Source organism: Bifidobacterium sp. RTP21102st3_E2_RTP21102_210122 (assembly GCF_040916945.1).
GTDB lineage: Bacteria > Actinomycetota > Actinomycetes > Actinomycetales > Bifidobacteriaceae > Bifidobacterium > Bifidobacterium longum.
In genome coordinates, this window is record NZ_JBCPAN010000005.1 from 48,874 (window position 1) to 71,304 (window position 22,431).

Below are 22,431 nucleotides of genomic sequence, written 5' to 3' on the forward strand. Positions count from 1 at the left end.
CGGAATCAGCCCACCGATCCTTCCATCTGAAGTTCCACAAGTCTGTTGAGTTCAAGCGCGTATTCCATCGGCAGCTCACGGCTGATCGGTTCGACGAAGCCGCGCACGATCATGCCTCGCGCCTCTTCCTCCGTGAGACCTCGGCTCATCAGGTAGAAGAGCTGGTCTTCGGAAATCTTGGAAACGGTGGCTTCGTGGGCCATCGAAACGTCGTCTTCGCGAACGTCGACATGCGGGTAGGTATCGGAGCGGGAGAAGTCGTCGACCAGCAGGGCATCGCACACGGTCGAGTTGGACGAACCGTACGCGCCCTTGACGATTTTGACCAGACCGCGGTAGGCGGAGCGGCCACCACCACGGGAAATGGACTTGGCGACGATGGTGGAGCTGGTGTGCGGGGCGAGGTGAATCATCTTCGCGCCCGTGTCCTGGTACTGGCCCTTGCCGGCGAAGCCGAGGGACATGGTGGATGCCTTGGCGTACGGTTCGGCGAGGATGCAGGCCGGGTACTTCATGGTGGCCTTGGAACCGATGTTGCCGTCGACCCATTCCATCGTGCCGCCCTCGCGCACGTAGGCACGCTGGGTGACGAGGTTGTAGACGTTGTTCGACCAGTTCTGCACGGTGGTGTAACGCACGCGGGCGTGCTTTTCGACGATGATCTCGACGATGGCGGCGTGCAGCGAGTCCTCGGACCAGATCGGGGCGGTGCAGCCTTCCACGTAGTGCACGTAGGAGCCTTCGTCCGCGATGATGAGCGTGCGCTCGAACTGACCCATGGCCGGGGTGTTGATGCGGAAGTACGCCTGCAACGGGATGTCCACATGCACGCCCTTCGGCACGTATACGAACGAGCCGCCGGACCATGCCGCGGTGTTGAGGGCACCGAACTTGTTGTCTTCCGGAGGCACGACGGTGCCGAAGTACTTCTTGACGAGTTCAGGGTATTCGCGCACAGCGGTGTCCGTGTCGACGAAGATGACGCCCTGCTTCTTCAGGTCCTCCTGGATGGAGTTGTAGATGACCTCCGACTCGTACTGGGCGGCCACGCCGGAGACGAGGCGGTTCTTCTCCGCCTCCGGGATGCCGAGACGATCGTAGGTGTTGCGGATGTCGTCAGGCAGTTCGTCCCAGCTTTTCGCCTGCTTGTCGATTGGCTTGACGTAGTACTTGAAGTCGTCTGCGTTGAAGCCGGAGAGATCCACACCCCAATCGGGCATGGGCTTTTCGAGGAACGCCTTGAATCCACGCAGACGCATGTCGAGCATCCACTGCGGCTCGCCTTTGTCGGCGCTGATCGCGCGTACGACGTTCTCATCAATGCCTCGTTTTGCGGCTTCGCCGGCGGCATCAGAATCATGCCAACCATAGTTGTAGTCGCCGAACTGGCTGATGATCTCGTCATCCTTCTTGATCTTGTCCTCGTTGACGCGGGTACGATCAGCCACATACTGGCTCATCTCCACGTCAGCGGCGGCGTTTGGTGCTGTGTTTTCGGTCACCATCCTGCCTTCCTTGTATCACACTTAATCCTATGAAAACCTAGCAGAACCCAAGTGCAAACACTAGCCGCCCTGACGCATATTGGCTGTGGGCTTGATTACACGAATGCGATACAGCGATATTGGAGCCGGGCAAGCTTGTCCCATGCACACCGAACATCGCGTATGCGGCATTATGTGTCGCACCACTGCATGCCGTATTTGTTACATATCACACTGTTGCATATCACACTTGGATATGCACGCTCGTGCCCATATTGCACCAGTTGTAGAACCATTCGGCCACATCCCATCCGATACCCACGCAACCATGAGATCCGTTGGCAATGGAGGGCATTACGGCATCCGCTACATATCCGCCGGCAATACGGTGGATTGCGCAACCGGAGGAGAAGTAATTGACGAAGCCCACGTCTTTGACATCCCATGTTTCCACCGTGCCATCGGCAAGATTCAGCGTGCCGCTCATATCTTGACTGGGCAACTTTTGCCATACGTTGAAGTCACCTGTCGGCGTACACATCATGCCAACGCATTCGCCGGTGACGTTGTCGTTGCCCTCCGCGACCACGACATTCAATGTCTTGACCACCGTGTCATTCTCATAGGCATAGAGCTTACGGTCGGACAGGTCAATCGCCACGCGATGAGTGACCTTGACTTCCTGTTTGGGATCTACCTTGCCGTCCACATTCACTGAGCCAGTTCCCGTGGCCAGCACCTGAGCCAAGCGAGCACCAACCTCCGTATCCGCGCCATCGGCAATCACAATGCCATCATGGCCTTCTGTTTCAGTGCTCAGCACCTCGCCAGCATTATTGACGACGACCTTCTTGTCTTCACGTTCCAATTTGAGATTCGGCTTGATTTGCTCGTCATAGTATTGCTGCAGCTTATCGGCATCAAAGACCACGTAGCCATTACGTACTTCATTGTCTTTCAGCTTTGACTGCTGGTTGGCGTCGATGCGCATGGCCGAACCCAGCATGGACGCATTCACGGTGGCGATGTCTTTATCCGCCACCTTGATGGCCACGGCATTGTTCACTAGGGTTTCCAGCGTGGTTTTCGCCTCATCGGCAATTGCATTGGTAATCGTCGGTTCGGTTACGTCGAGTTCCACCCGAACGGTCTGTGGCTGGACACTGCCCAATGACTCCACTGTGGAAATGGCTTGCTTCGCAATGCTGGTGGCGTTGGCTCCCTGGCCATTTTCTCCCGCAATAACGTTGAAGCCACTGTTGTTATCGTTCAATGCGACTTGCGCGTCAACAGGTTCTTGTGCATCAATGTTCAGCGCCTTATCTACCACACTGCCATCAGCGAGCTCGGGATTGATTTGCGGGGCCACATCATGCGTAATCCAGAACGCATACTGTTGCCACCATGCGTCACCGCGTTGGGCATTGATGACATCGGATGCGATTGCTTCACCATCAACTTCGATGCCGAGATCTTTCAGCGTGAACGTCGCCGACTGCCCCTGGTATTTCGCTCGTACCGCGGTGTTGTCGACCTGGTCGTTGATTAGGTCGACAATCTCCTGCTCGGTTTTGCCGGTAACTGAATTTCCCCATAGCGTTGTACCAGGCAGCACGTGATCTTGGAAGAACCAAACACCGCCGCCACAGGCAGCCCCCAAGGCAACCAGCAGACAAGCAATCACCACCCACGGCCAGATGCGGCGCCTCCTCATCTCATCGCCCTGAATGGAATCTGATGCAGCAGCATCCACACTGTCTGCCACAGTGCCGCTGACGGCATTATTCGCACCAAACAGAGGCGCAAACTGCTGGGTCGAGTCATCAAGGTGTTCGGTCATGGTCGGTCTTTCTGCGATGGCCTACTAAGCGTTATCTGCATACTACCAACACACCATAGAAACGGTAATTTTTTACCGTCGCCTTCCAATACATCATGCTGCATGCTGCTCATACAACAAAAAAGACGTGGTGGCGAAACATCATTAGATATTTCGCCACCACGTCTTTACCGTATGTCTTGCACTACGCCGATGACGGCAGCCAGCACATCATGCCGCGATATTATGCACGGCACGAAAGTGCGTCAGCGCGCCGCCTGATGGTCGAGCGCGGCCTTGACCAGGCCGGCGAACAGCGGGTGCGGCTTGGTCGGGCGAGACTTGAACTCCGGGTGAGCCTGGGTGGCCACATAGAACGGGTGCACGTCCTGCGGCAGTTCCACGAACTCGGTGAGCTCGCCGTCCGGGCTCTGGCCGGAGATGCGCAGGCCGCCTTCGCGCAGACGATCCTTGTAGGCCACGTTGACTTCGTAACGGTGGCGGTGACGCTCGGTGACATGCGTGGTGCCGTACAGTTCGGCGACCAGCGAGCCTTCCTCCAGCTCAGCCGGGTAGGAGCCAAGACGCATGGTGTGGCCCATGTCGCCCTTGCCGGCCACGATGTCCTTCTGCTCTTCCATGGTGGCGATCACCGGGTTGGCGCAATCGGGCTCGAACTCGGAAGAGTTCGCGTCTTCAATGCCCAGCACGTGGCGGGAGTATTCGATGACCATGGACTGCAGGCCCAGGCACAGGCCGAGGGCAGGCAGCTTGGTTTCACGGGCGAACTTCAGAGCGCCGATCTTGCCGTCGATGCCGCGGATGCCGAAGCCGCCGGGGATCACGATGCCGTCGACGTTGTCGAGAGCGGCGGCCGCACCTTCGGTGGTTTCGCAACGATCGGCCGCAACCCACTTGACGTTGACCTTGGCCCAGTTGGCAAAGCCGCCGGCCTTGATGGCCTCGGTGACAGACAGGTAGGCGTCCGGCAGATCGATGTACTTGCCGACGATGGCGATGTTGACCTCGTGCTTGGGGTGGTGCACACGCTCCAGCAGGTCGGCCCATTCGTCCCAATCGACGTCATGGAACGGCAGGCCGAGCTCACGCACCACATAGGCGTCGAGGCCCTCCTCGAACAGGATCTTCGGCACATCGTAGATGCTCGGCGCATCCACGCAGTTGACCACGCCTTCGGCATCGACATCGCACATCAGGGAGATCTTGTCCTTGATGGACTGATTGAGCGGGCGGTCGGAGCGCAGCACAAGGGCGTCCGGGGAAATGCCGAGCTGGCGCAGCATCATCACGGAGTGCTGGGTGGGCTTGGTCTTGAGCTCGTGGGCGGCGGAAATGTACGGCACCAGGGAAACGTGCACGAACATGCAGTTGTCCGGGCCGAGATCGCGGCGCACTTCGCGGGCGGCCTCAAGGAAGGGCTGGGACTCGATGTCGCCGACGGTACCACCGATTTCGGTGATGATCACATCCACGTCATCGGAAGCCTGGGCGCGCATACGAGACTTGATTTCGTTGGTGATGTGCGGGATAACCTGCACGCACTGGCCGAGGTATTCGCCGGCGCGCTCCTTGCGCAGCACTTCCTGATAGATCTGACCGGTGGTGACGTTGGCCTTCTGGCTCAGGAAGACGTCGAGGAAACGCTCGTAGTGGCCGATGTCGAGATCGGTTTCGGCACCGTCTTCGGTCACGTAGACCTCACCATGCTGGAACGGGTTCATGGTGCCCGGGTCGACGTTGATGTACGGATCGAGCTTTTGCTGCAGAACATGGATACCGCGGCTGCGCAGCAAACGACCGAGCGAAGATGCGGTCAGGCCCTTGCCGAGAGAGGAGACAACGCCGCCAGTGACGAAAATATGCTTGGTGACGTGTTCTTGAGAATTACCATGTGTTCTTCTAACCATGGAATTTCACTCTATCATCCGTGTATGACCCGGCGTGTTCACCAGACGCGTCGGCCCCGACATGGCGTACTTGAACAATACGAATAGTAGGCTCGTCAAAAAGCATACGCAAGGTCATAATCACGTCAAACGTCTTATCCGCCAGCTATTGCAGGTATTGGTCGAGACGCACTAGGCCTAACGCATATAGGACAAACGCTGTTTTCAGGTTTTTCAGCGAGGCCCATTCATCGGCACCGTGCGCGTTGCCGGCACCTGGTGCGATGAATGGCGGGGTCTCCAGGTCGATGCCGTCGACCGCCGGCACATGGTCGGCATGGAATTCGGGACCGAAGTTGAGTGCGCGCGGGATAAAGCGGGCGTGGGTGCCGTCGCCGACAGCCACGGGTCGAGCCTCGCAACCGAGCACGTCGTTGTAGGTTGCGGTGAGCAACTGGACACGCGGGTCGTCAGCCTGCACGTAGTATGGGTCATCGTTAAGGATGTCGACAATGCGGCCGCCCGCCGCTTCGGCTTGTGCTTGAATACGCTCGATGATTTGTTCGTGTGCCTGGCCTACCGCATAACGGATGTCGAAGTGCAATACGATGGCATCTTCAGAAGTCTCACCTGATACCGCGCCTAATACCTTGTCTGCTTCAGCGAACTCATTCGCCGGTATAATCAAACCACCATTGGCGGTAGTCGGTCCGCTTTCCGCATTCTCGCAATCGATACCCAAGCCGGTGCCATATGAGTCTTTTGTCCATTGGGCAAGCGCCTGCGCTGCAGTGAGGTCACGGCCTTCGAGCAGACCGGACCGGGCAAGCGCCGTAGTGAGCACCGCTATAGCGTTTACGGTACCGGACGGCTGGCAGGCATGACCGGCGACACCGGTGGCCTCAATCGTGACGCCTTGCGCTGTTGCGTTGATATGCAATCGCTCGGCGATATCTGGAGCGATGTTGCCGCTCTGGCAGAATGCTTGCCGCACGGTAGATTCGTCGACGCCGGTGAGGGTGATTGCGGCGGCCCCGGGAACCGTGTTAGTGGCGGTGCCGGCATGCCAACCGCGCAATTGCGGCCCGACCGGCAGTTCGACATCCACATCGAGCAGCCCTTTTTGGATATTGTTCACCGGGAAGGGACCATCGGTGACGATGGCCTGGTACGGCGCGCCGATGTTGGCGACGAACCATTTGATGTCGTTGAGCGCGATCTCTTCGGAGCCGCCGAACAGTATACGTACGCGGTGGCGGAAACGGTGGTCGTGTTCCTTGAAGAAACGGAGTAGGAAATAGCTGGTCAGCGCGACGCCTTTATTGTCCAATGAGCCGCGACCGATAACAATATCGCCAATAACCTGCGGATCGAAGGCATCGTGCGTCCAACCGTCGTCGGCGGGGACTACGTCGAGGTGGTCGACGAAGGCGATGTCACGGTCGGTCTCCACGTTCTCCTGTGGATAAACGACTTCCATGACGTGGCCGGTGTAGTCGCGCGTAGGCAGCCCGTCTCGTCCTGCCTTGGCCAGCATATGGTCGAATACACGGCGTACTTCGGGTCCATAAGGCGCGCCCGGACGAGGATTCGGGTCCGATTCGTCGGAAACCGACGGGTAGCGCAGCAGCTCACACAGCTCATCGACGAACTGTGCGCGGTGGGCGTCAAACCAGCGTGACGCGGCATCGACGAGATCACGTTCCGTGGCGGTGAGAGTCATGGCTTCCTTTACTTGGACGCTTATGGTTTCCTCAGGTAACAGGAATCCCGGGCGCAACGTCGACTGCTACCCGGGATTGGCTGGAGGGCTTGGTTCTATTCGCTCAGCAAGTGCGCCACAGCATCGAGCGCGAGCTTGTAGCCGTAGAAACCCATGCCGGTGATGGTGCCGGTGGCCACAGGGCTGATTACGGAACGCTTGCGGAACTCGTCGCGGGCGGACGGGTTGGAAATATGGACTTCCATAAGCGGCAGGTTCTCGTCAATGACCATGTGCGCGGCGTCGGCGAGAGCATACGAATAGTGCGTGAAGGCGGCGGGGTTCATGACCACCGGGGTTTTCTCGTCGGCGGCTTGGTGCATCCAGTGCACCATTTCGGCTTCGTCGTCGGTCTGGCGCACCTCGACTTCGAGGCCGAGGTCCTTGCCCCATTCGGTGCAGAGCTTGCGCAGGGTGTCGAGGTCCTGACGACCGTAGACGTCGGGCTGGCGGACGCCGAGACGTCCGAGGTTAGGGCCATTGACAACGATGACTTTGGTCATTGGGACTCCTTTTGTTTGTGCTTCTCTCCCTCCGCCCCTTCGGGGCACCTCCCTCATCAGAGGGAGGTAGAAGGTAAATCCGACTCCGGGGTACCTCCGTTAGAGGGGAGCCAAGTACTTTTTTCTGAGGGGATGGCGAACGGCACGGCCTACGGCCGTTCAATTACTGCTGGATACGACGGAATGCTTCTTCCACGGCTTCGGCGGGCGGGTTGTCGAGGTGTACGACGTGACCAATCTCGTCGAGGACCACGAAGCGCAGCTCATTGCCGCGGGCCTTCTTGTCGCGATGCATCAATGCGAGCACGTCGTCGAACGAGCCGCCATTCCACGACGTCGGCAGACCCATCGAAGCAAGCAACGAGCGGTGATAGTCAACCAGATCCTGATCGATGTAACCGATCAGATGGGCCAGCTCGGCGGCATACACCATACCGACGGCCACCGCATTGCCATGCCTCCAGCGGAAATGCTCGAGCTTTTCGATGGCATGGCCCATCGTGTGCCCGTAGTTGAGGAATTCACGCAGACCCTTCTCCTTCAAATCGGAGGAGACGTGGTAGGCCTTGACCTTTACCGTGCGCTCAATGAGCTCGGCAACCACGTCTTCGAGCGGCGAGCCGAGGAATGTAGAGCCGTCGAAAGCGCGCAGTTCAGCTGCGTGGTCTTCGAGGATATGCAGGATTTCGGGGTCGCGGATGAAACCGGATTTGGCGACTTCGCCGAGACCCTCGATGAAGATGTCATTGGGCAGCGTAGCCAGCGTCTTGGTGTCGGCCAGCACACCGGCAGGCGTGTAGAACGAGCCGACGAGGTTCTTGCCCTGCGGGGTGTTGATGCCGGTTTTGCCACCGGTGGAGGCATCGACCATGGCCAGCAGCGAGGTCGGGCAGTTTACATAGCGCACGCCGCGCATCCACGTGGCAGCCACGAAACCGGCCAAATCGGTTGCGGCACCGCCGCCAAGCCCCACCACGGCATCGGATCGGGTGAAACCTTCGTTGCCAAGGCGTTCCCAAATGCCGTTGGCCACGGTAATGGTCTTGCCGGGTTCGGCATCCGGAATCACGATGTCGGAAACCTCATAGCCGCCCTGACGCAACAGGGCGCGGGCACGATCGGAGTGTCGCTGCACCGGCTGAGTGTGGATAAGCGCGATTTTGGCGGGTTTGGGTCCCAGCACGTCGACCAGATGGTTCATGGCACCTTCGCCAATGACCACATCATACGGCTCAATTGCCGCTCCGGTAACATGCACTGCTCGCTCAGATACCATATCAATCACTTTCTTCGCTGCGCCCTGAGGCGTAAGCCCCCGGGTATGGACATGAACGTTGGCGACCTCGCGGAATACTGGGTCACGCTGCTTGAACAGTTTTTTCCAACGGGAGTTGGCGTTGCCATTGAGCATGGGCCGGCCTCCCCCACGGTTCGCGCGTTCCATGGCTTCCGCCGGATCGGCATCAAGGTAGACCACACGACCGCCATGGTCGATGTAGGAGGCGAGGGCATGCTGGGTGGATGGCGTCATGGGAGCGCCACCGCCCAGCGAAAAGATACCGTCGAAATCCTCAAGCATATCGGCGATGAGATCGGCCTCGACCTCGCGGAATGCCGGCTCACCGTATTCCTCGAAGTAGGAGGGAATCTTCATGCCCACTTCACGTTCGATCTCCACATCGGCATCGGCGAACGGCAGACGCAACATATGCGCCACTTCCTTACCGACACGTGTTTTGCCGGCTCCCATCATGCCGATGATGACGGCGCGGGGGCGTGCGGTCATAATCTACGAATCCTCTCGACGATTGGTGAGTACAGTTGCTGATGGTTCCGCGGCAGTCGTCACGAAACCATACGCCCTTCGTTCAGCGCATGTGCTCCGGCCACGATGCGAGATACGACTCAAGGTTGCGCCGTGTTTCGGCAACACTGTCTCCACCGAACTTATCCAGCGCGTACTTCGCCAAAGTCAGACGCACCATGGCCTCGGCCACCACGGATGCCGCAGGCACGGCGGTGCTGTCGGAACGCTGGTTGATGGCTTGTGCGGATTCGCCGGTCAGCACGTCGACCGTACGCAGGGCCTTGGGGATGGACGGAATCGGCTTCATGGCACCGCGTACGCGAATCACCTGGCCATTGGACATACCGCCTTCAATGCCGCCTGCGCGGTTGGACAGACGGTCGATACGGCCGTCGGCGTTGACCACGATCTCATCGTGCGCCTGCGAACCGGGGCGGGAGGCTTCCAGGAAGCCGTCGCCGATCTCCACACCCTTGAACGCCTGAATGCCCATGATCGCGGAGGCCAGAGCCGCGTCCAGTCGGCGGTCGGACTCCACATACGTGCCGATGCCGGCAGGCACACCGTAAGCCAGCACTTCAATCACGCCGCCCAACGTATCGGAGGCCTTCTTGGCCTCGTTGATGCGTTCGATGATGCGGGCTTCGGCCTCTTTGTCCAGCGTACGGACAGGCGAGGCATCAAGCGCTTCCAGATCGTCGGGGGTGGGCAGAGGCAGGTCGGGGTTGGTCTGCACGCCACCAAGCGCCACCACGTGGGCTACGGTGCGGATGCCGAACGCCTGATCCAAGAACTGCTTGGCCACCTCGCCCAAAGCCACACGGGAGGCGGTCTCACGGGCGCTGGAGCGCTCCAGTACCGGGCGGGCGTCGTCAAAACCATACTTGCGCATGCCGGTCAGATCGGCGTGGCCCGGGCGCGGGCGGCTCAGCGGCGCATTGCGGCCTTCGCGCGGCAGGTCATGGTCGAGTGCATCGGCGCTCATGACCTCGGTCCACTTCGGCCATTCGGTGTTGGCGATTTCGATGGCCACCGGCGAGCCGAGGGTCAGGCCGTGGCGTACACCGGTCAGCAGACGGACCTTGTCTTGCTCGAACTTCATGCGGGCACCGCGACCATATCCAAGTCGACGGCGTGCCAGTGCGGAAACGATATCGTCCGTGCTAATACGCACGCCGGCCGGCAACCCTTCAATCATGGCCACCAATGCTTCTCCGTGAGACTCCCCTGCCGTCTGCCAACGCAGCATAACTTCCCTCGTTTCATGTGTGTACGTCTATGTGTACGTCTAGCTAGGGGTTAATGTTAAGCCATGCCATACCTGTTCACGCTACCCGGTCTGCTATGTGGGCTTGCACTGTCCATTGAGGATGTTCGTCATCGGCGGGTGCCGATCGCGTGGGTGGCTGCGGGCGCGTTGCTTCAGCTGGCCGCCGATTTCGCGTATGGAGTGGTGGTGAACGACCTGTTCGTGCTGTTGCAGGCGCTGTTGTTCACCGTGCTATGTTGCCTGATCCAGTTCGCGTTGGCGTTGCTGGTGCCTCGGTCATTGGGATTCGGCGATGTGACCGCCTTGATACCTATGGGATTGTCTGTCGGACTGTTTGGCCTGTTGCCTGTGGTGGTCTGGTGGCTGGCGATGGGCGTTGCCGGCATCACATGGATTGCCTTGTGGACGCGATTCGACCCACAACGCACATCACCGGCACATGCGGGCAAGGTGCCGTATGTGCCGGTGATATTGGCGGGCGCGATTGTGGCGGTGGTTGTTGGGGCTTAATCCCGTATTACTCCCCTCAGTCCGCTTTGCGGACAGCTCCCCTCGGCGAGGGGAGCCAATGAGGTGACTACTGGTTTTCGGCTTGCCACTTGCGTAGTTCGGCCACATTCTGGTCATGTTCATCGGCGGTTACGGCGAACTTGGTTTCGCCGGTGTCCAGATTGACCGTGCAGAAGTACAGCCAATTGCCGCTTTCGGGGTGCAGTGCCGCTTGAATGGCGCTATCGCCGGGATTGCTGATCGGCGTAGGCGGCAGGCCGGAGATCTTGTACGTGTTGTACGGGTTGGACTCGTCCTGGGTCATCTCGGTGGTCACCTGCGCGGGCTTGACGTTATTGCCATAGGCCACGGTGGAATCCATGCCCAACGACATGCCCTGCTCCAAACGGTTCTCGATGACTCGCGTCACTTTGCCGTAGTAATCGGCTTTGTTGACCTCGGCCTCGGCGATAGAGGCGATGATCATCACCCGTTCGCGGTCACTGCCGGTCGGCACGCCCAATTCATCCAACTTGGCGATACGCTTATCGACCATGGCCTTGAGGATTTCCGAAGCGCTCTTCATGCTCTTGACGTTGTAGGTTCCCGGCTCCAGCCATCCCTCAAAGCTACCGCCTGCTTCATTGGGCAGAATATCCTTACCCTTGTTCTTGATAATCGTGTCGAATTCGCTTTGGGCAACGCCGGAAAGCTTCGCGGCGTCGGCGAACACATCGGTGGCACGTTCACCGGGATGAACCTCAAGGAAGCCCGCCGCCTGGTTGGTGTCGGAGAGAACGGCGATCACATCGGATGCGGCCATATGCTTCTTCAATGTGAACGTTCCAGGATAGAGTGTCGAGCTATTGGCGTTGACCACGCTGGTGAACGCGGCAGTGGACTTGATGACTTCGGCCTTGAGCAGATTATCGGCGATCTCCGCAGCGCCTTGGCCCTCGCTCACGGTGAATTCGACCTCGCCATAGCCCGGTCCCGGATAGTCCGCGATGGCCGTCGACTGGTTGCTCCGGCTGTCGCGCCATGCGATGAGCTTGGTTACGCCGAAATAGCCGCCGCCGATAAGCAGGGCGACGATGGCGATAGCGATGATAATGCCACTGATACGCTTGCGCTTGCGATGTGCACGTCGCTTGCGCATCTCCTTGCGGGATTTCGGCGGTTCTGGCGGCTTGGCCCCGCGCATTGGTTCTGCCCCCTGTTCGACCCAATGCGTGTTGTCATCAAAGAACTCGTTAAAATCATCGGTCATAACCGATACCTCACTACTCCCGGGTACGGTCGAGTGCCGTCTGCAAAATCACCACTGCCGACTGCTGGTCAACCACCGGCCTGTGCTTGTTCGAAGCTTTATGGGCCTCGAACAGTTGACGATGCGCACTGACTGTTGTTAATCTCTCATCTATCAATGACACCTGCGGAATCTGATACTCCGTAGAATCACTGTCTTCACTCTCTGCTTGCAGCCTCTTCTCCAGATTGGCCGCCCACCTGCGCGCTTTTTTGGCGCTTTTGCCTTCTGTACCGTCCATCTGCAGGGGCAATCCGACGATTACATGGTCCACATGTTCGTCTTCGATGACGTTCAGGACCTCGTCAATAGCAAAGAAATAGTCGCCGGCAACATGAATGTTGCCAGCAGGGTGTGCAAAGGTAAGCTCCGGGTCGGACAGTGCCAGTCCGACCCGGGCATTACCCAAATCAACGCCTAACCACACCACTGGCGGAATCAGGCTTTCTGCGCCTCGTGCTCGAGCGCTTCGAGGGCCTCGCCGATCTTGGAGGCATCGACACCGCCACCCTGGGCGAAGTCCGGCTTGCCGCCGCCACCGCCGCCGAGGACCTTGGCTGCGCCACGCACCAGATCACCGGCCTTGATGCCGGCCTTGCGGGCGGCCTCGTTGGTGGCCACGGCGACCATCGGCTTGTCATCCTCGTTCACGCCGGCGAGGGCCACCACCACGGGGGCGTCTTCACCGAGCTGGGCGCGCACGTCGAGTACGGTCTTGCGCAGGGCGTCGACCGCGCCGAAGTGGCCCACGTTCTTGACGGCCACCTTGACCGGGGCCGCGGAGTTCTTGGTGTCAGCAACCAGCGCCGGAACCGAGGCGGCCAGCTGGGACTCGTACATGGAGGCCAAGCGACGATCGGATTCCTTGAGCTTGGCGAGCAGGGCGTTCACACGCTCGGCGAGCTCGTCCGGGCGAGCGTTGAGCTTGTCGGACAGCTGGGAGACCAACGCGTGCTCACGAGCGTTGAAGTCATAGGCGCCCTGGCCCACGACGGCATCGACACGGCGTACGCCGGAGCCGATGGAGGCTTCGGACAGGATGTTGACCATGCCGATCTTGCCGACGTGGTCCACGTGGGTACCACCACACAGCTCGCGGCTCCAGCCGTCTTCGCCGATGGAGACCACGCGTACGATGTCGCCGTACTTCTCGCCGAACAGGTGCATGGCACCGAGGGCGATGGCGTCGTCGAACTTCATTTCCTTGGTGGTCACGGCGAGGTTGTCGCGCAGCTTGTCGTTGACGCGCTCCTCGACTGCGGAGATCACGGACTTGGCCGGGGCCTTGGACCACTGGAAGTCGAAGCGCAGACGGTTCGGGGCGTCTTCGGAGCCGCGCTGGGTGGCCTGCGGGCCCAGCTCCTCACGCAGCGCCTTGTGCACCATGTGCGTGGCGGTGTGCGAGCGGGCGATGGCGCCACGGCGGGCCAGGTCGATGTTGGCGTTGACTTCGGCGCCGACGACCAGCGTGCCTTCGGTCAGACGGCACTGGTGGACGATGAGGTCCTTGATGGGCTTCTGCACATCGTCGACTTCGAGCACGGCGCCGTCGTCGGACAGGATCTCGCCCTGGTCGGCGAGCTGGCCGCCGGCCTCCGCGTAGAACGGGGTGCGGTCGAGGATGACCTCGACGTTGGCCGGGCCGGTCACGGCGGGCACGGAACCCTTGCCTTCCTGCATGATGCCGATCACCTTGGCGCGGGCGGACATGTCGGTGTAGCCGAGGAAGTCGATCGGGCTGACGAGCGTCTTCTTGAAGTCGTCGTAAACGGAAAGATCCACGTTGTGACGCTTCTTGAGGGCGTCGGCGCGGGCGCGGGACTTCTGCTCGGCCATGAGTTCGCGGAACTTGGCCTCGTCCACCTTCACGCCCTGTTCGGCGGCCATCTCGAGGGTCAGCTCAATCGGGAAGCCGTAGGTGTCGTGCAGCTTGAAGGCGTCCTCGCCGGCCACGACGGGCTCGGCGGAATCGCTCTTGGCCTTGTTGACGGCCACGTCGAGAATCGTGGTGCCGGTCTCAAGGGTGCGGCGGAAGGCGTCTTCCTCGCCATACGCGGATTCGGACACCTCATGGAAGGTGTCGTTGAGCTCCGGGTAGCTGGCCTCCATGGCGGCCTTGGAGGTCGGGAAGAGGGTGGGCAGCACCGGATCGGTCACGCCGAGCATGCGCATGGAGCGCACGGTGCGGCGCAGCAGGCGGCGCAGCACGTAGCCACGGCCCACGTTGGACGGGCGCACGCCGTCGGACATGATCATCAGGGCGGAGCGCACGTGGTCAGCGACCACGCGGAAGCGCACGTCGGCGTCCTCGTTCTCGCCGTACTTCAGGCCGGAGAGCTGCTCGGCGGCCTCGATGACCGGGAAGACCTCATCGGTCTCGTAGATGTTGTTCTTGCCCTGCAGCAGGTAGGCCAGACGTTCCAAGCCGGCACCGGTATCGATGTTCTTGTTCTCAAGCTCGCCCACGATGTGCAGGTCGGTCTTGGACTTGACGTTGTCGACCTCGTAGTTCTCGAACACGAGGTCCCAGATCTCGATGTAGCGGTTCTCGTCGGCAATCGGGCCGCCTTCCTTGCCGAAGGCGGGGCCGCGGTCCACGTAGATTTCGGAGCAGGGGCCGCCGGGTCCGGGGCCACCGGTGGTCCAAAAGTTGTCTTCCATGCCCATCTTCTGGATGTGCTCGGGGTCCACGCCCTCGTTGATCCACATGGAACGGGCTTCGTCATCGTCGGTGAACGTGGTCATCCACAGCTTCTCGGGGTCGAAGCCGTAGCCGCCCTCATCCTGCGAGGTGGTGAGCAGCTCCCAGGCGTAGTGGATGGCCTCTTCCTTGAAGTAGTCGCCGAAGGAGAAGTTGCCGAGCATCTGGAAGAAGGTGCCGTGGCGGGTGGTCTTGCCGACCTCGTCGATGTCGAGCGTACGCACGCACTTCTGGTTGGAGGCCATGCGGCGCTTCGGCGGGGTCTGCTCACCCATCAGGTACGGGATGAACGGCACCATGCCGGCGATGGTGAAAAGCGTGGTGGGGTTCGGGGAAATCAGGGATGCCGAGGGCACGATGAGATGGTCGTGCTTGGCAAAATAATCGAGGTATCGCTTTGCGATGTCCGCAGTGCGCATGAGCGGATGAACTCCTTGTTTGGGTAATGGGCGCAGTTGCGCCTGGTATTGGTGGAAAAGACTGGATTATGAGGATTAGTTTGTTCTAGCTGATTCAGTGACTAGATGGCAAGGCGGCATGCGCGTGTCAGTTGGCGCGCTCGATGTACTGACGGTTGAGCTCAGCCTCGCGGGCTCGACGGGTGGCATTGAACTCGTTGACCAACCCTTCGAGTGTTTTCATCGGCACATTGTCCTGATCGGGGCCAAGCAGGAACTGGCGTGCCGCATCAGGCGTATTGGCCTTGACATAGGCCTGTGCCTTGGTGACGGCAACGATTCCGATGGCCACGCCGACGCCGACCCAGAAGATGCGTTTGAACATCACTCCCCCTTCTCGGCGGTGTCGTTGACGGTGGTTTTCGCGGCGTTCTTCGCAAGGAAGGACTGACCCGTGGTTTTCAGCGCGTAGAAGGTGGAAGCGATCTTGATGATGGGCTTACCGAGGAAGGAGCCATACAGATCGGTCAACGCACCAACGTTGTTGGCGGTGGTGGAAGCCGCGGCGGAAATCTTGTTCACGTCTTCGAGCGACTTGTTGACCTGCTTGACGGTGGTCACGCCTTCGTCCAGCGCGGGGATGGCGTGTTCACCGGACTCCCGGACCGTCTGCGATATCTGATCAAACATCTTGCCCAGCCTGATCAGCGGATAGATCATGAAACCGGCCAATACTGCGAACGCGATGGCCGCGATCAGGCCAGCGATCTCTCCGACTCCCATTGTTTCCTCCTTGCGGTCACACTTACTCGCCTAAGGGTAGCACTCCTTCCCTATTTCTTGGCATACCATTGCATGCGCAGGGCGAAAACCGTGCGCGTGGGCGTATGCGGCTATAGGCGAAAGGCTGTCCTGCTGACGCTTTCGTTTGCGGCGTGCCGCCGTGGACCGTACGTGCTATTCGATATGTATTGCTTGCTATTTGCTACTTGCCGTACGAAACGATGGTCACGGCTTCGCCGAACGGCTTGTCGGTGTCGAAGTCGATCACGGTTACCGAACCATTGGCCGGGCGTTCGTTCAGATCGAGGTCAGGGCCGCCGAACCGGTGACCGAGGCTAAGCAGTGTGTTGCCATGCGAAATCTGCAGCACATCGTCGCCGTCCTTGAGATTCGGGTTGTCGGCGATAAGACGGAACGCACCTTCGACGCGCGTCCAATATTCCTCATCGGATTCCGCGTCGTGGAAGGGATCGGCTTCCTTGAGAAAATCACGCGAGGCCCCCAACCCGAACTTCTCGACGATTTGGTTGTAGGTTTTGACGCCGTGGGGCGCTCCCGCGGCATACCAGGCCATGGCCATGTCAAGTCCCTCGTAGTAGCCGTAGAACTGCTCGCGGAAGTGCATGTCCGTCACGAGTGCGGGGCGCGGGTTACCCGCGGCTTCGTTGATGTCGAGAATTTTCTCGGCCGTCTGCTGGGCACGCGTGGTGTCCGAACAGTAGGCGGCGGCGAACGTCAATCCTTTCAGTCGCTCACCGGCCTTGACGGCATCGGCGACGCCCGACTCGGTCAGCGGCGAATTCGACCATCCCTGCAGACGGTTGTATCGGTTGAAATAGGTCTGTCCGTGACGGACCAGATGCAGATGAAGAATCATGGTTCCGATTATGTCACCATTCCGGCGGTTTCGGTGCGGGTTGCCGGAAGTCATAAGTCATAACGGCATAGGTCACTACCTGAGATATGCGTAATCCGGGCAGTATACCTAACGATTCCTGAGAGTACACTTAGAATACTGTGAGCATAACCTTGAAACCTGCACCATCTCGATCGTCTGTGCCTGCCCATTTCAGGGGTATCGATGGACTGCGCGCTCTGGCGATTCTTGGAGTCATAGCATTCCACACCCGCCCGTCGCTATTGCAGGGCGGATTCATTGGCGTGACGATGTTTTTCGTTATCACCGGTTTTCTTGCCACACGTTCGGTACTGAACATGGTGGACCGCACCGGGTCCTTTGGATATGGCCGATATCTGATCCGCCGCATTACTCGTTTATGGCCGGTGATGCTGGCGACCATTGCCGTGGTGCCTTGGCTCACTTGGATGTTCGCTCCCAGCCTGTTGCAGAAAGTGGTTTCCGATTCGCTGCCGAGCGCCTTGTTCGCCAGCAATTGGGTGTACATCTTCCGCAAGGTGCCGTATTTCGAGGCGGCCGGATTGCCTTCTCCTCTGACCCATCTGTGGTTCTTGGGCGTGACGATGCAGTTCTATCTGGTTTGGCCGTTGCTGATGGTGGCGCTCGGCAAAATCACCAAGTCCAAATGGGTGCGCTCCATGGCGATTCTTGTCATCATGGCTGCTTCCACCGCCGACATGGTGCTGCTGTTTGACCCGGCCAATACCTCCCGCGTGTATTACGGTACCGATACTCGCCTCGCCGAGCTGGCCGCCGGCGCGCTGTTGGCTATCTGGATTGCGCCTTCCTCGCGAGGTACGGAAGCTGCGGAAGCTGGAGCGGCTTCGCAAACAGTGCAGATCGAACGTCAGGCCGGCGACAAGACGGGCGCCCGTCTCACTATCGTCTGCAATGTTCTTGGCACCGCGGCTTTGGCGGCACTGCTGACCGGATTCTGGTTCGCCAACGGGTATCTGTCGTACATGTACCAAGGCGGGTACCTGATTACCGCGTTCATATCGTTGTGCGCCTTGGCCTGTGCCGTGAACAATGACTCAATCTGGTCGCACGTGCTGGGTTGTGCTCCCCTACGCTATATCGGGTCGCGATCGTTCTCGCTGTACGTCATGCATTATCCGCTGCTGCAGTTCATGAACCCGGCGACACGAACGCAGGCGTTGCCGTGGTGGGGTTGGGTTCTTGAGGCCGTCGTGGTGTTGGCGGCGTCGGAAGCCTTCTACCAGCTGGTCGAGGCGGCCCGTAAATCGGTGCAGATGCCTCGTAGCCAACACGCCAAGCCGCTGCCGAAAGCCGGCTACCGGCTGCGCCCGGGCGCGTGGGTCATGTCGGTTATCGGATTGGTGACCGTTGTGGCGCTGACGTGGGCACCGGTGGACTGGAATGGCATCGCTCAAGCGCGAGCCATTCAGCTGCGCCCCGAACTCGCGGCACCCGCCAAGCCGGTCAAGAAACCGGCGAAGCCCGAGCCCGAGTCTTCTGCCATAAATGCCGCGAACGGCGAAACCAATACCGCTGACGCGAATAAGAACGGTTCGGATTCTCAGCCGCCCATCATCAAACCGATTGCGGAAAAGGTGCCAAACAATCTTGACATTTCGAAGTACGCCTATGATCCGGCAACGGAAAGCTGCAACGCGGATATGATGATGGTCGGCGATTCAGTGACGTCGGGTACTTCGGACGCCATCCAGGCCGCATTCCCGAACGCTTTTATCGATGGCCTGCCGAACCGTCAGCTGCCGCAGGCGGTGGATGTGTATCAGCAGGACACCGCTGCCGGCCACAGTGGCAGTGTGGTGGTGTTTGGCCTCGGCACGAACGGCGTGATTTCGAATGAGCAGGAAGTGCAACAGCTCATTGACCTGACCGGCGGCAAGCCGACATACTTCATCACCATCCGTATGCCATACCCGTGGCAGGAGAACAACAACAATACGATGCTGCGTGAGGCCGCCAAGAAGAACAAGAACGTGGGCATCATCGATTGGCATGGGTATAGCGAAGGTCATAGCGAATACCTCAACGATGACGGCATTCATCCGAATATGACCGGTGCCTATGCGTACGCGACGATGATTCGCCAGGCGGTGTGCGGCCAGTAATCGCCCTACAACGCAGGAACCCCGCGGCTTCTCGAAAGAAGCGCGGGGTTCGAGCGGTATGTCCTGGATTTGTTGACCAGAGGGCCCGGATCAGCGGGCGTAGAATTCGACCACGTACTGGATGTTGACCTGCACCGGGATCTCTTCGACCTCCGGCTTACGGGTCACAGTGGCCTTCAGGGACGGCAGGTTCACGTCGAGGTAGCCGGGGACCGCAGGCAGCACGTCACGGTGCACGCCTTCGGCGGCGATCTGGAACGGAACCATGGTCTGGCTCTTGGCCTTCACCTGAATGGTCTGGCCGGGCTTGACGCGGTAGGACGGGCGGTCCACGATGTTGCCGTCAACGAGGATGTGACGGTGCACCACGAACTGACGGGCCTGGGCGGTGGTGCGGGCGAAGCCGGCACGCAGCACCAGGTTGTCGAGACGGGTCTCGAGGTCGGTCAGCATGGCGTTACCGGTCTGGCCGGCAGTACGGGTGGCCTTCTCGTAAGCGGCGCGAAGCTGCTTCTCGGAGATGCCGTACTGAGCGCGCAGACGCTGCTTTTCGCGCATACGCACCGCGTAATCGGACTCGGTGCGGCGGCGGTCACGGCCGTGCTCGCCAGGAGCGTACGGACGCTTTTCGAAGATGCGCTGAGCCTTGGGGGTCAGTGCGATGCCGAGGGCGCGAGACAGACGCACCTGACGGCGAGAACGCTGAACGTTCGTCATTGGATTAATCCTTCTGTCGTTATCTGAACGGAACGCTTGCCTTGCATATGCCTAACAAGCGCTGAGTCGGGCCTCCCCAGCGCTTCGTCGTGAATAAACACGAACGGGTTGGTTTTCTTGCGATTACCTACCGCCGACCCGCTGATGGGCTATGACTCCAGACGGTATCTACCTGTTGGCAGACACCAGCAGACCATATTACACCGAGGCTATGGACAGCACTCCGGCGTCCATGCGATACACCCGATCTGCGTATTCGAGTGCATCGGGATCATGGGTGACCATGAGAATCGCCGTGCCGTTGTTGGCTTGGTCTCTGAGCAGACGCATTACGATGTCGGTGCTCTCTTGGTCGAGGTCGCCGGTCGGCTCGTCGGCGATGAGCAAGCTCGGCTGGTTCATCAGCGCGCGGGCGATGGAGACGCGCCGCATTTCACCGCCGGACAGCTCGCGCGGGTAGCTGTCTGCCAGATCGGCAACACCAAGCTGGGTGAACAGCGTGCGAGCTCGGGTGGCGAACAGGTCCGAACGGCTCGCAGCCGTGTTTGACGGCGTGTTTTCCTGGTCTGTGATTGGCGCAATGACATCCGGCATGAACGGGTCGGCGGCTGAATCGGCGGCCGCTTCATCATTGGTGGCAGCGGCTTGCGCCACGGCATCCGTTGCTTCTGCGTTTTGGGCGAACGGCAGCGGCTCCGGAAACATCGTTGCGGGCAGAATCACGTTGTCGAGCACGGTCAGGTTGCCGAGCAGGGTCTGGCTTTGAGTCACGAATCCGATGGTGCGATTCCTCAGCACGGACAGTGCTTTATCGCCCAAGTCGGCCACATTGCGTCCAGCCACGCTCACGGTTCCCGAGGTCGGGCGAATCAGCCCAGCGACCATGTTGATCAACGTACTTTTACCGTTGCCCGACCGGCCGACGATGGCGATGAATTCGCCGGCATCGACGGTGAGGTTCACGTGGCTGACGGCGTCGAACGGCGTGCCGCGGCGGACGAACTGGCGGGTCAGGTCCGTCAAGGTCAGCAGATGGTCCGGGGAGGGCGTCTCGGTTACGTGCGGCGAATCCGGCGCAGTCGGCGCGTTCGGCTGAGCTGGCGTGGTCGGCTGGAGCTTGGTCGGCTCAACCGTGGTCGGCTGAAGCGGCGTAGTTGTCTCAGTCATATCACTCCCCCTCTCGCAGGGTCAGGTAGGCTTCGGGCCGGCCGAGACGCCACATGGTGGCCAGCGAACCGATGATGCCGATGACCGTAGAGCACACAATGGTCACGGCAATGAATCCGATCACCGCAACCGGGCTGGCTTGCAGATACGGCAATTGAAGCTGTTTGCCGATCAGCGAACTGAATGGGAAAATCACCAGGCTGGCCGCGCCGACGCCGATTACGCCACCGATCAGACCGATGATGGCGGATTCCTTCAGAATGATGGCATTCAACATGCCGCGCGTGGCGCCCATGATGCGCAGGGACGCGAATTCGCGTTTGCGTTCGTTCACCGACGAGGCGAATACGGCGAGCAGCACAATCACGCCCATTACCCAGATCACCGCCACGAAAATCTTGAGGTAGGTGACAAGCGCGGTCAGCGAAGTTCTGGTGTTGGCGGTGATGCCGCCGGGGTATACGTACCCCAAATCGGCGAATCGGGAATCAAGACGCTTGATGTTCTCAGCTACGGTCTGCGCTTCGTACCCCTGCTGCGTCTTAATCATCACGGTGGAGACGGCTTTGCCGGCATATTCGGCGGACATGACCTGCTTGGAGACCTTGGCCGAGGCGGCGACCATGTCGGGCACGGTGTTTTGGTTGATGAACACCGAGTTGTCGAGGCTGGTGCCGGTGTTGGCGAGCTGGGCGACGACCGGCCATGAACGGCCGTAGAGTTCGATGGTGCCGTCGGTGGACACGTTGACGTTTGCGCCTGCAATCATCTGACCGTCTTCAAGGGGGCCTTCGAACTGGGAGGCGACCCATGGTTCGATGACGAAGTCAGTGTCCGGGTCGTAACCGATGATCTGCAGCTTTTCGGCACAGCAGGCGGCGGCCAGCGATGATATATAGGTCTGTTCGGTGGCTTGTGCGATGCCGTCGGCCTGCATGACCTCGTCGGCGATGTCTTTGGTGAAATAGAAAGTGCTGGGATTGCCGTTGGTGAGCAGCGCTTCGGCCTTCTGCACGGTGTTTTGCGGCACGACCATGAGGTCGGCGCCCAGGCGCTTTTCCATACTGGTCATGCCAGTGTTGAGGTTCATGGTCAGCATGGTGCCGCCGAAGAATGTCAGCGCGAGGATGGTGACGACGGCGAGCAGTGCGCCGGTGCGGAACGGCTTGCGTTTGAGGTTTTCAATCGGAAGGCCGCGCAATGCGATATGGGATGGCACGATGAATCCTTATGTTGCTTATAGTGCGGTTGCAATAAGCGAGGCCGGAGTCCAGCGTTCGGAATGGCTGGGCTC

18 protein-coding genes are annotated in these 22,431 nt (G+C 59.9%); 2 read left to right on the forward strand and 16 right to left on the reverse strand.

From position 1 onward, the window contains the following. Window positions 1-5: 5 nt before the first annotated feature. The 7 genes from sufB to aroC form a co-directional block, all read right to left on the reverse strand. Window positions 6-1,505, reverse strand: a complete 1,500-nt coding sequence (sufB, locus tag AB5287_RS07125; RefSeq protein WP_007055081.1) for a Fe-S cluster assembly protein SufB — start codon at window positions 1,503-1,505, stop codon at window positions 6-8. A 223-nt stretch (window positions 1,506-1,728) separates the two neighbouring features. Beyond that, a complete protein-coding gene (locus tag AB5287_RS07130; RefSeq protein ID WP_007052144.1) occupies window positions 1,729-3,324 on the reverse strand; it encodes a L,D-transpeptidase in 1,596 nt (531 codons plus the stop codon). 245 nt (window positions 3,325-3,569) lie between these two features. After that, entirely contained in the window at window positions 3,570-5,231 is a 1,662-nt protein-coding gene (locus AB5287_RS07135; protein ID WP_007052143.1) for a CTP synthase, read from the reverse strand. Between the two features lie 145 nt (window positions 5,232-5,376). Further along, window positions 5,377-6,933 (reverse strand): Sapep family Mn(2+)-dependent dipeptidase, encoded by a 1,557-nt coding sequence (locus tag AB5287_RS07140; RefSeq protein ID WP_161972110.1) that lies wholly within the window; start codon window positions 6,931-6,933, stop codon window positions 5,377-5,379. Window positions 6,934-7,028: 95 nt separating this feature from the next. Next, the gene (aroQ, locus tag AB5287_RS07145) at window positions 7,029-7,475 is read right to left on the reverse strand and encodes a type II 3-dehydroquinate dehydratase (RefSeq protein WP_007052141.1); all 447 of its coding nucleotides are present in this window, start codon (window positions 7,473-7,475) and stop codon (window positions 7,029-7,031) included. A gap of 163 nt (window positions 7,476-7,638) precedes the next feature. After that, on the reverse strand, window positions 7,639-9,261 hold the full coding sequence (locus AB5287_RS07150) for a bifunctional shikimate kinase/3-dehydroquinate synthase (protein WP_007052140.1): 1,623 nt from the start codon (window positions 9,259-9,261) through the stop codon (window positions 7,639-7,641). Window positions 9,262-9,343: 82 nt separating this feature from the next. Next, window positions 9,344-10,531 carry a chorismate synthase gene (gene aroC / locus AB5287_RS07155; protein ID WP_007052139.1) on the reverse strand — a complete coding sequence of 396 codons (1,188 nt, stop codon included), beginning with the start codon at window positions 10,529-10,531 and terminating at the stop codon, window positions 9,344-9,346. 63 nt (window positions 10,532-10,594) lie between these two features. On the opposite strand from aroC, the gene AB5287_RS07160 reads away from it, so the two are divergent. After that, window positions 10,595-11,062, forward strand: coding sequence for a prepilin peptidase (locus AB5287_RS07160; protein WP_100969782.1), 468 nt, complete (start codon window positions 10,595-10,597; stop codon window positions 11,060-11,062). Between the two features lie 67 nt (window positions 11,063-11,129). Here AB5287_RS07160 and mltG read toward each other — a convergent pair whose 3' ends face one another. From mltG to AB5287_RS07190, 6 genes are all read right to left on the reverse strand, one after another. Further along, window positions 11,130-12,311, reverse strand: coding sequence for an endolytic transglycosylase MltG (gene mltG, locus AB5287_RS07165; protein ID WP_368220979.1), 1,182 nt, complete (start codon window positions 12,309-12,311; stop codon window positions 11,130-11,132). A 13-nt stretch (window positions 12,312-12,324) separates the two neighbouring features. Beyond that, window positions 12,325-12,780, reverse strand: coding sequence for a Holliday junction resolvase RuvX (gene ruvX / locus AB5287_RS07170; protein ID WP_012577916.1), 456 nt, complete (start codon window positions 12,778-12,780; stop codon window positions 12,325-12,327). An 8-nt stretch (window positions 12,781-12,788) separates the two neighbouring features. Further along, window positions 12,789-15,470: an alanine--tRNA ligase gene (gene alaS, locus AB5287_RS07175; protein WP_131290196.1), complete on the reverse strand. Its 2,682-nt coding sequence runs from the start codon at window positions 15,468-15,470 to the stop codon at window positions 12,789-12,791. Between the two features lie 127 nt (window positions 15,471-15,597). Next, window positions 15,598-15,834, reverse strand: a complete 237-nt coding sequence (locus AB5287_RS07180) for a hypothetical protein (RefSeq protein WP_007053386.1) — start codon at window positions 15,832-15,834, stop codon at window positions 15,598-15,600. Next, window positions 15,834-16,232 carry a DUF948 domain-containing protein gene (locus AB5287_RS07185; RefSeq protein ID WP_007052133.1) on the reverse strand — a complete coding sequence of 133 codons (399 nt, stop codon included), beginning with the start codon at window positions 16,230-16,232 and terminating at the stop codon, window positions 15,834-15,836. The genes AB5287_RS07180 and AB5287_RS07185 overlap by 1 nt, the downstream gene beginning before the upstream one ends. Window positions 16,233-16,434: 202 nt before the next feature. Further along, the gene (locus tag AB5287_RS07190; RefSeq protein ID WP_007055085.1) at window positions 16,435-17,109 is read right to left on the reverse strand and encodes a histidine phosphatase family protein; all 675 of its coding nucleotides are present in this window, start codon (window positions 17,107-17,109) and stop codon (window positions 16,435-16,437) included. Between the two features lie 179 nt (window positions 17,110-17,288). Here AB5287_RS07190 and AB5287_RS07195 point away from each other — a divergent pair, with 179 nt between their 5' ends. Further along, window positions 17,289-19,253, forward strand: coding sequence for an acyltransferase family protein (locus tag AB5287_RS07195; RefSeq protein ID WP_131276702.1), 1,965 nt, complete (start codon window positions 17,289-17,291; stop codon window positions 19,251-19,253). A gap of 90 nt (window positions 19,254-19,343) precedes the next feature. Here AB5287_RS07195 and rpsD read toward each other — a convergent pair whose 3' ends face one another. The 3 genes from rpsD to AB5287_RS07210 all read right to left on the reverse strand — a co-directional run bounded on the left by rpsD (window position 19,344) and on the right by AB5287_RS07210 (window position 22,356). After that, window positions 19,344-19,970, reverse strand: coding sequence for a 30S ribosomal protein S4 (rpsD, locus tag AB5287_RS07200; RefSeq protein ID WP_007052130.1), 627 nt, complete (start codon window positions 19,968-19,970; stop codon window positions 19,344-19,346). A 198-nt stretch (window positions 19,971-20,168) separates the two neighbouring features. Continuing rightward, entirely contained in the window at window positions 20,169-21,137 is a 969-nt protein-coding gene (locus tag AB5287_RS07205) for an ABC transporter ATP-binding protein (RefSeq protein WP_007055084.1), read from the reverse strand. A gap of 1 nt (window position 21,138) precedes the next feature. Further along, window positions 21,139-22,356 (reverse strand): ABC transporter permease, encoded by a 1,218-nt coding sequence (locus tag AB5287_RS07210; RefSeq protein WP_007053390.1) that lies wholly within the window; start codon window positions 22,354-22,356, stop codon window positions 21,139-21,141. Window positions 22,357-22,431 lie beyond the last annotated feature (75 nt).

What these genes read in the sequence shown, in the direction of transcription:
- sufB (WP_007055081.1), bottom strand. Translation starts at nt 1,505, where the DNA reads ATGGTGACCGAAAACACAGCACCAAACGCCGCCGCTGACGTGGAGATG.
- AB5287_RS07130 (WP_007052144.1), bottom strand. Translation starts at nt 3,324, where the DNA reads ATGACCGAACACCTTGATGACTCGACCCAGCAGTTTGCGCCTCTGTTT.
- AB5287_RS07135 (WP_007052143.1), bottom strand. Translation starts at nt 5,231, where the DNA reads ATGGTTAGAAGAACACATGGTAATTCTCAAGAACACGTCACCAAGCAT.
- AB5287_RS07140 (WP_161972110.1), bottom strand. Translation starts at nt 6,933, where the DNA reads ATGACTCTCACCGCCACGGAACGTGATCTCGTCGATGCCGCGTCACGC.
- aroQ (WP_007052141.1), bottom strand. Translation starts at nt 7,475, where the DNA reads ATGACCAAAGTCATCGTTGTCAATGGCCCTAACCTCGGACGTCTCGGC.
- AB5287_RS07150 (WP_007052140.1), bottom strand. Translation starts at nt 9,261, where the DNA reads ATGACCGCACGCCCCCGCGCCGTCATCATCGGCATGATGGGAGCCGGC.
- aroC (WP_007052139.1), bottom strand. Translation starts at nt 10,531, where the DNA reads ATGCTGCGTTGGCAGACGGCAGGGGAGTCTCACGGAGAAGCATTGGTG.
- AB5287_RS07160 (WP_100969782.1), top strand. Translation starts at nt 10,595, where the DNA reads ATGCCATACCTGTTCACGCTACCCGGTCTGCTATGTGGGCTTGCACTG.
- mltG (WP_368220979.1), bottom strand. Translation starts at nt 12,311, where the DNA reads ATGACCGATGATTTTAACGAGTTCTTTGATGACAACACGCATTGGGTC.
- alaS (WP_131290196.1), bottom strand. Translation starts at nt 15,470, where the DNA reads ATGCGCACTGCGGACATCGCAAAGCGATACCTCGATTATTTTGCCAAG.
- AB5287_RS07180 (WP_007053386.1), bottom strand. Translation starts at nt 15,834, where the DNA reads ATGTTCAAACGCATCTTCTGGGTCGGCGTCGGCGTGGCCATCGGAATC.
- AB5287_RS07185 (WP_007052133.1), bottom strand. Translation starts at nt 16,232, where the DNA reads ATGGGAGTCGGAGAGATCGCTGGCCTGATCGCGGCCATCGCGTTCGCA.
- AB5287_RS07190 (WP_007055085.1), bottom strand. Translation starts at nt 17,109, where the DNA reads ATGATTCTTCATCTGCATCTGGTCCGTCACGGACAGACCTATTTCAAC.
- rpsD (WP_007052130.1), bottom strand. Translation starts at nt 19,970, where the DNA reads ATGACGAACGTTCAGCGTTCTCGCCGTCAGGTGCGTCTGTCTCGCGCC.
- AB5287_RS07205 (WP_007055084.1), bottom strand. Translation starts at nt 21,137, where the DNA reads ATGACTGAGACAACTACGCCGCTTCAGCCGACCACGGTTGAGCCGACC.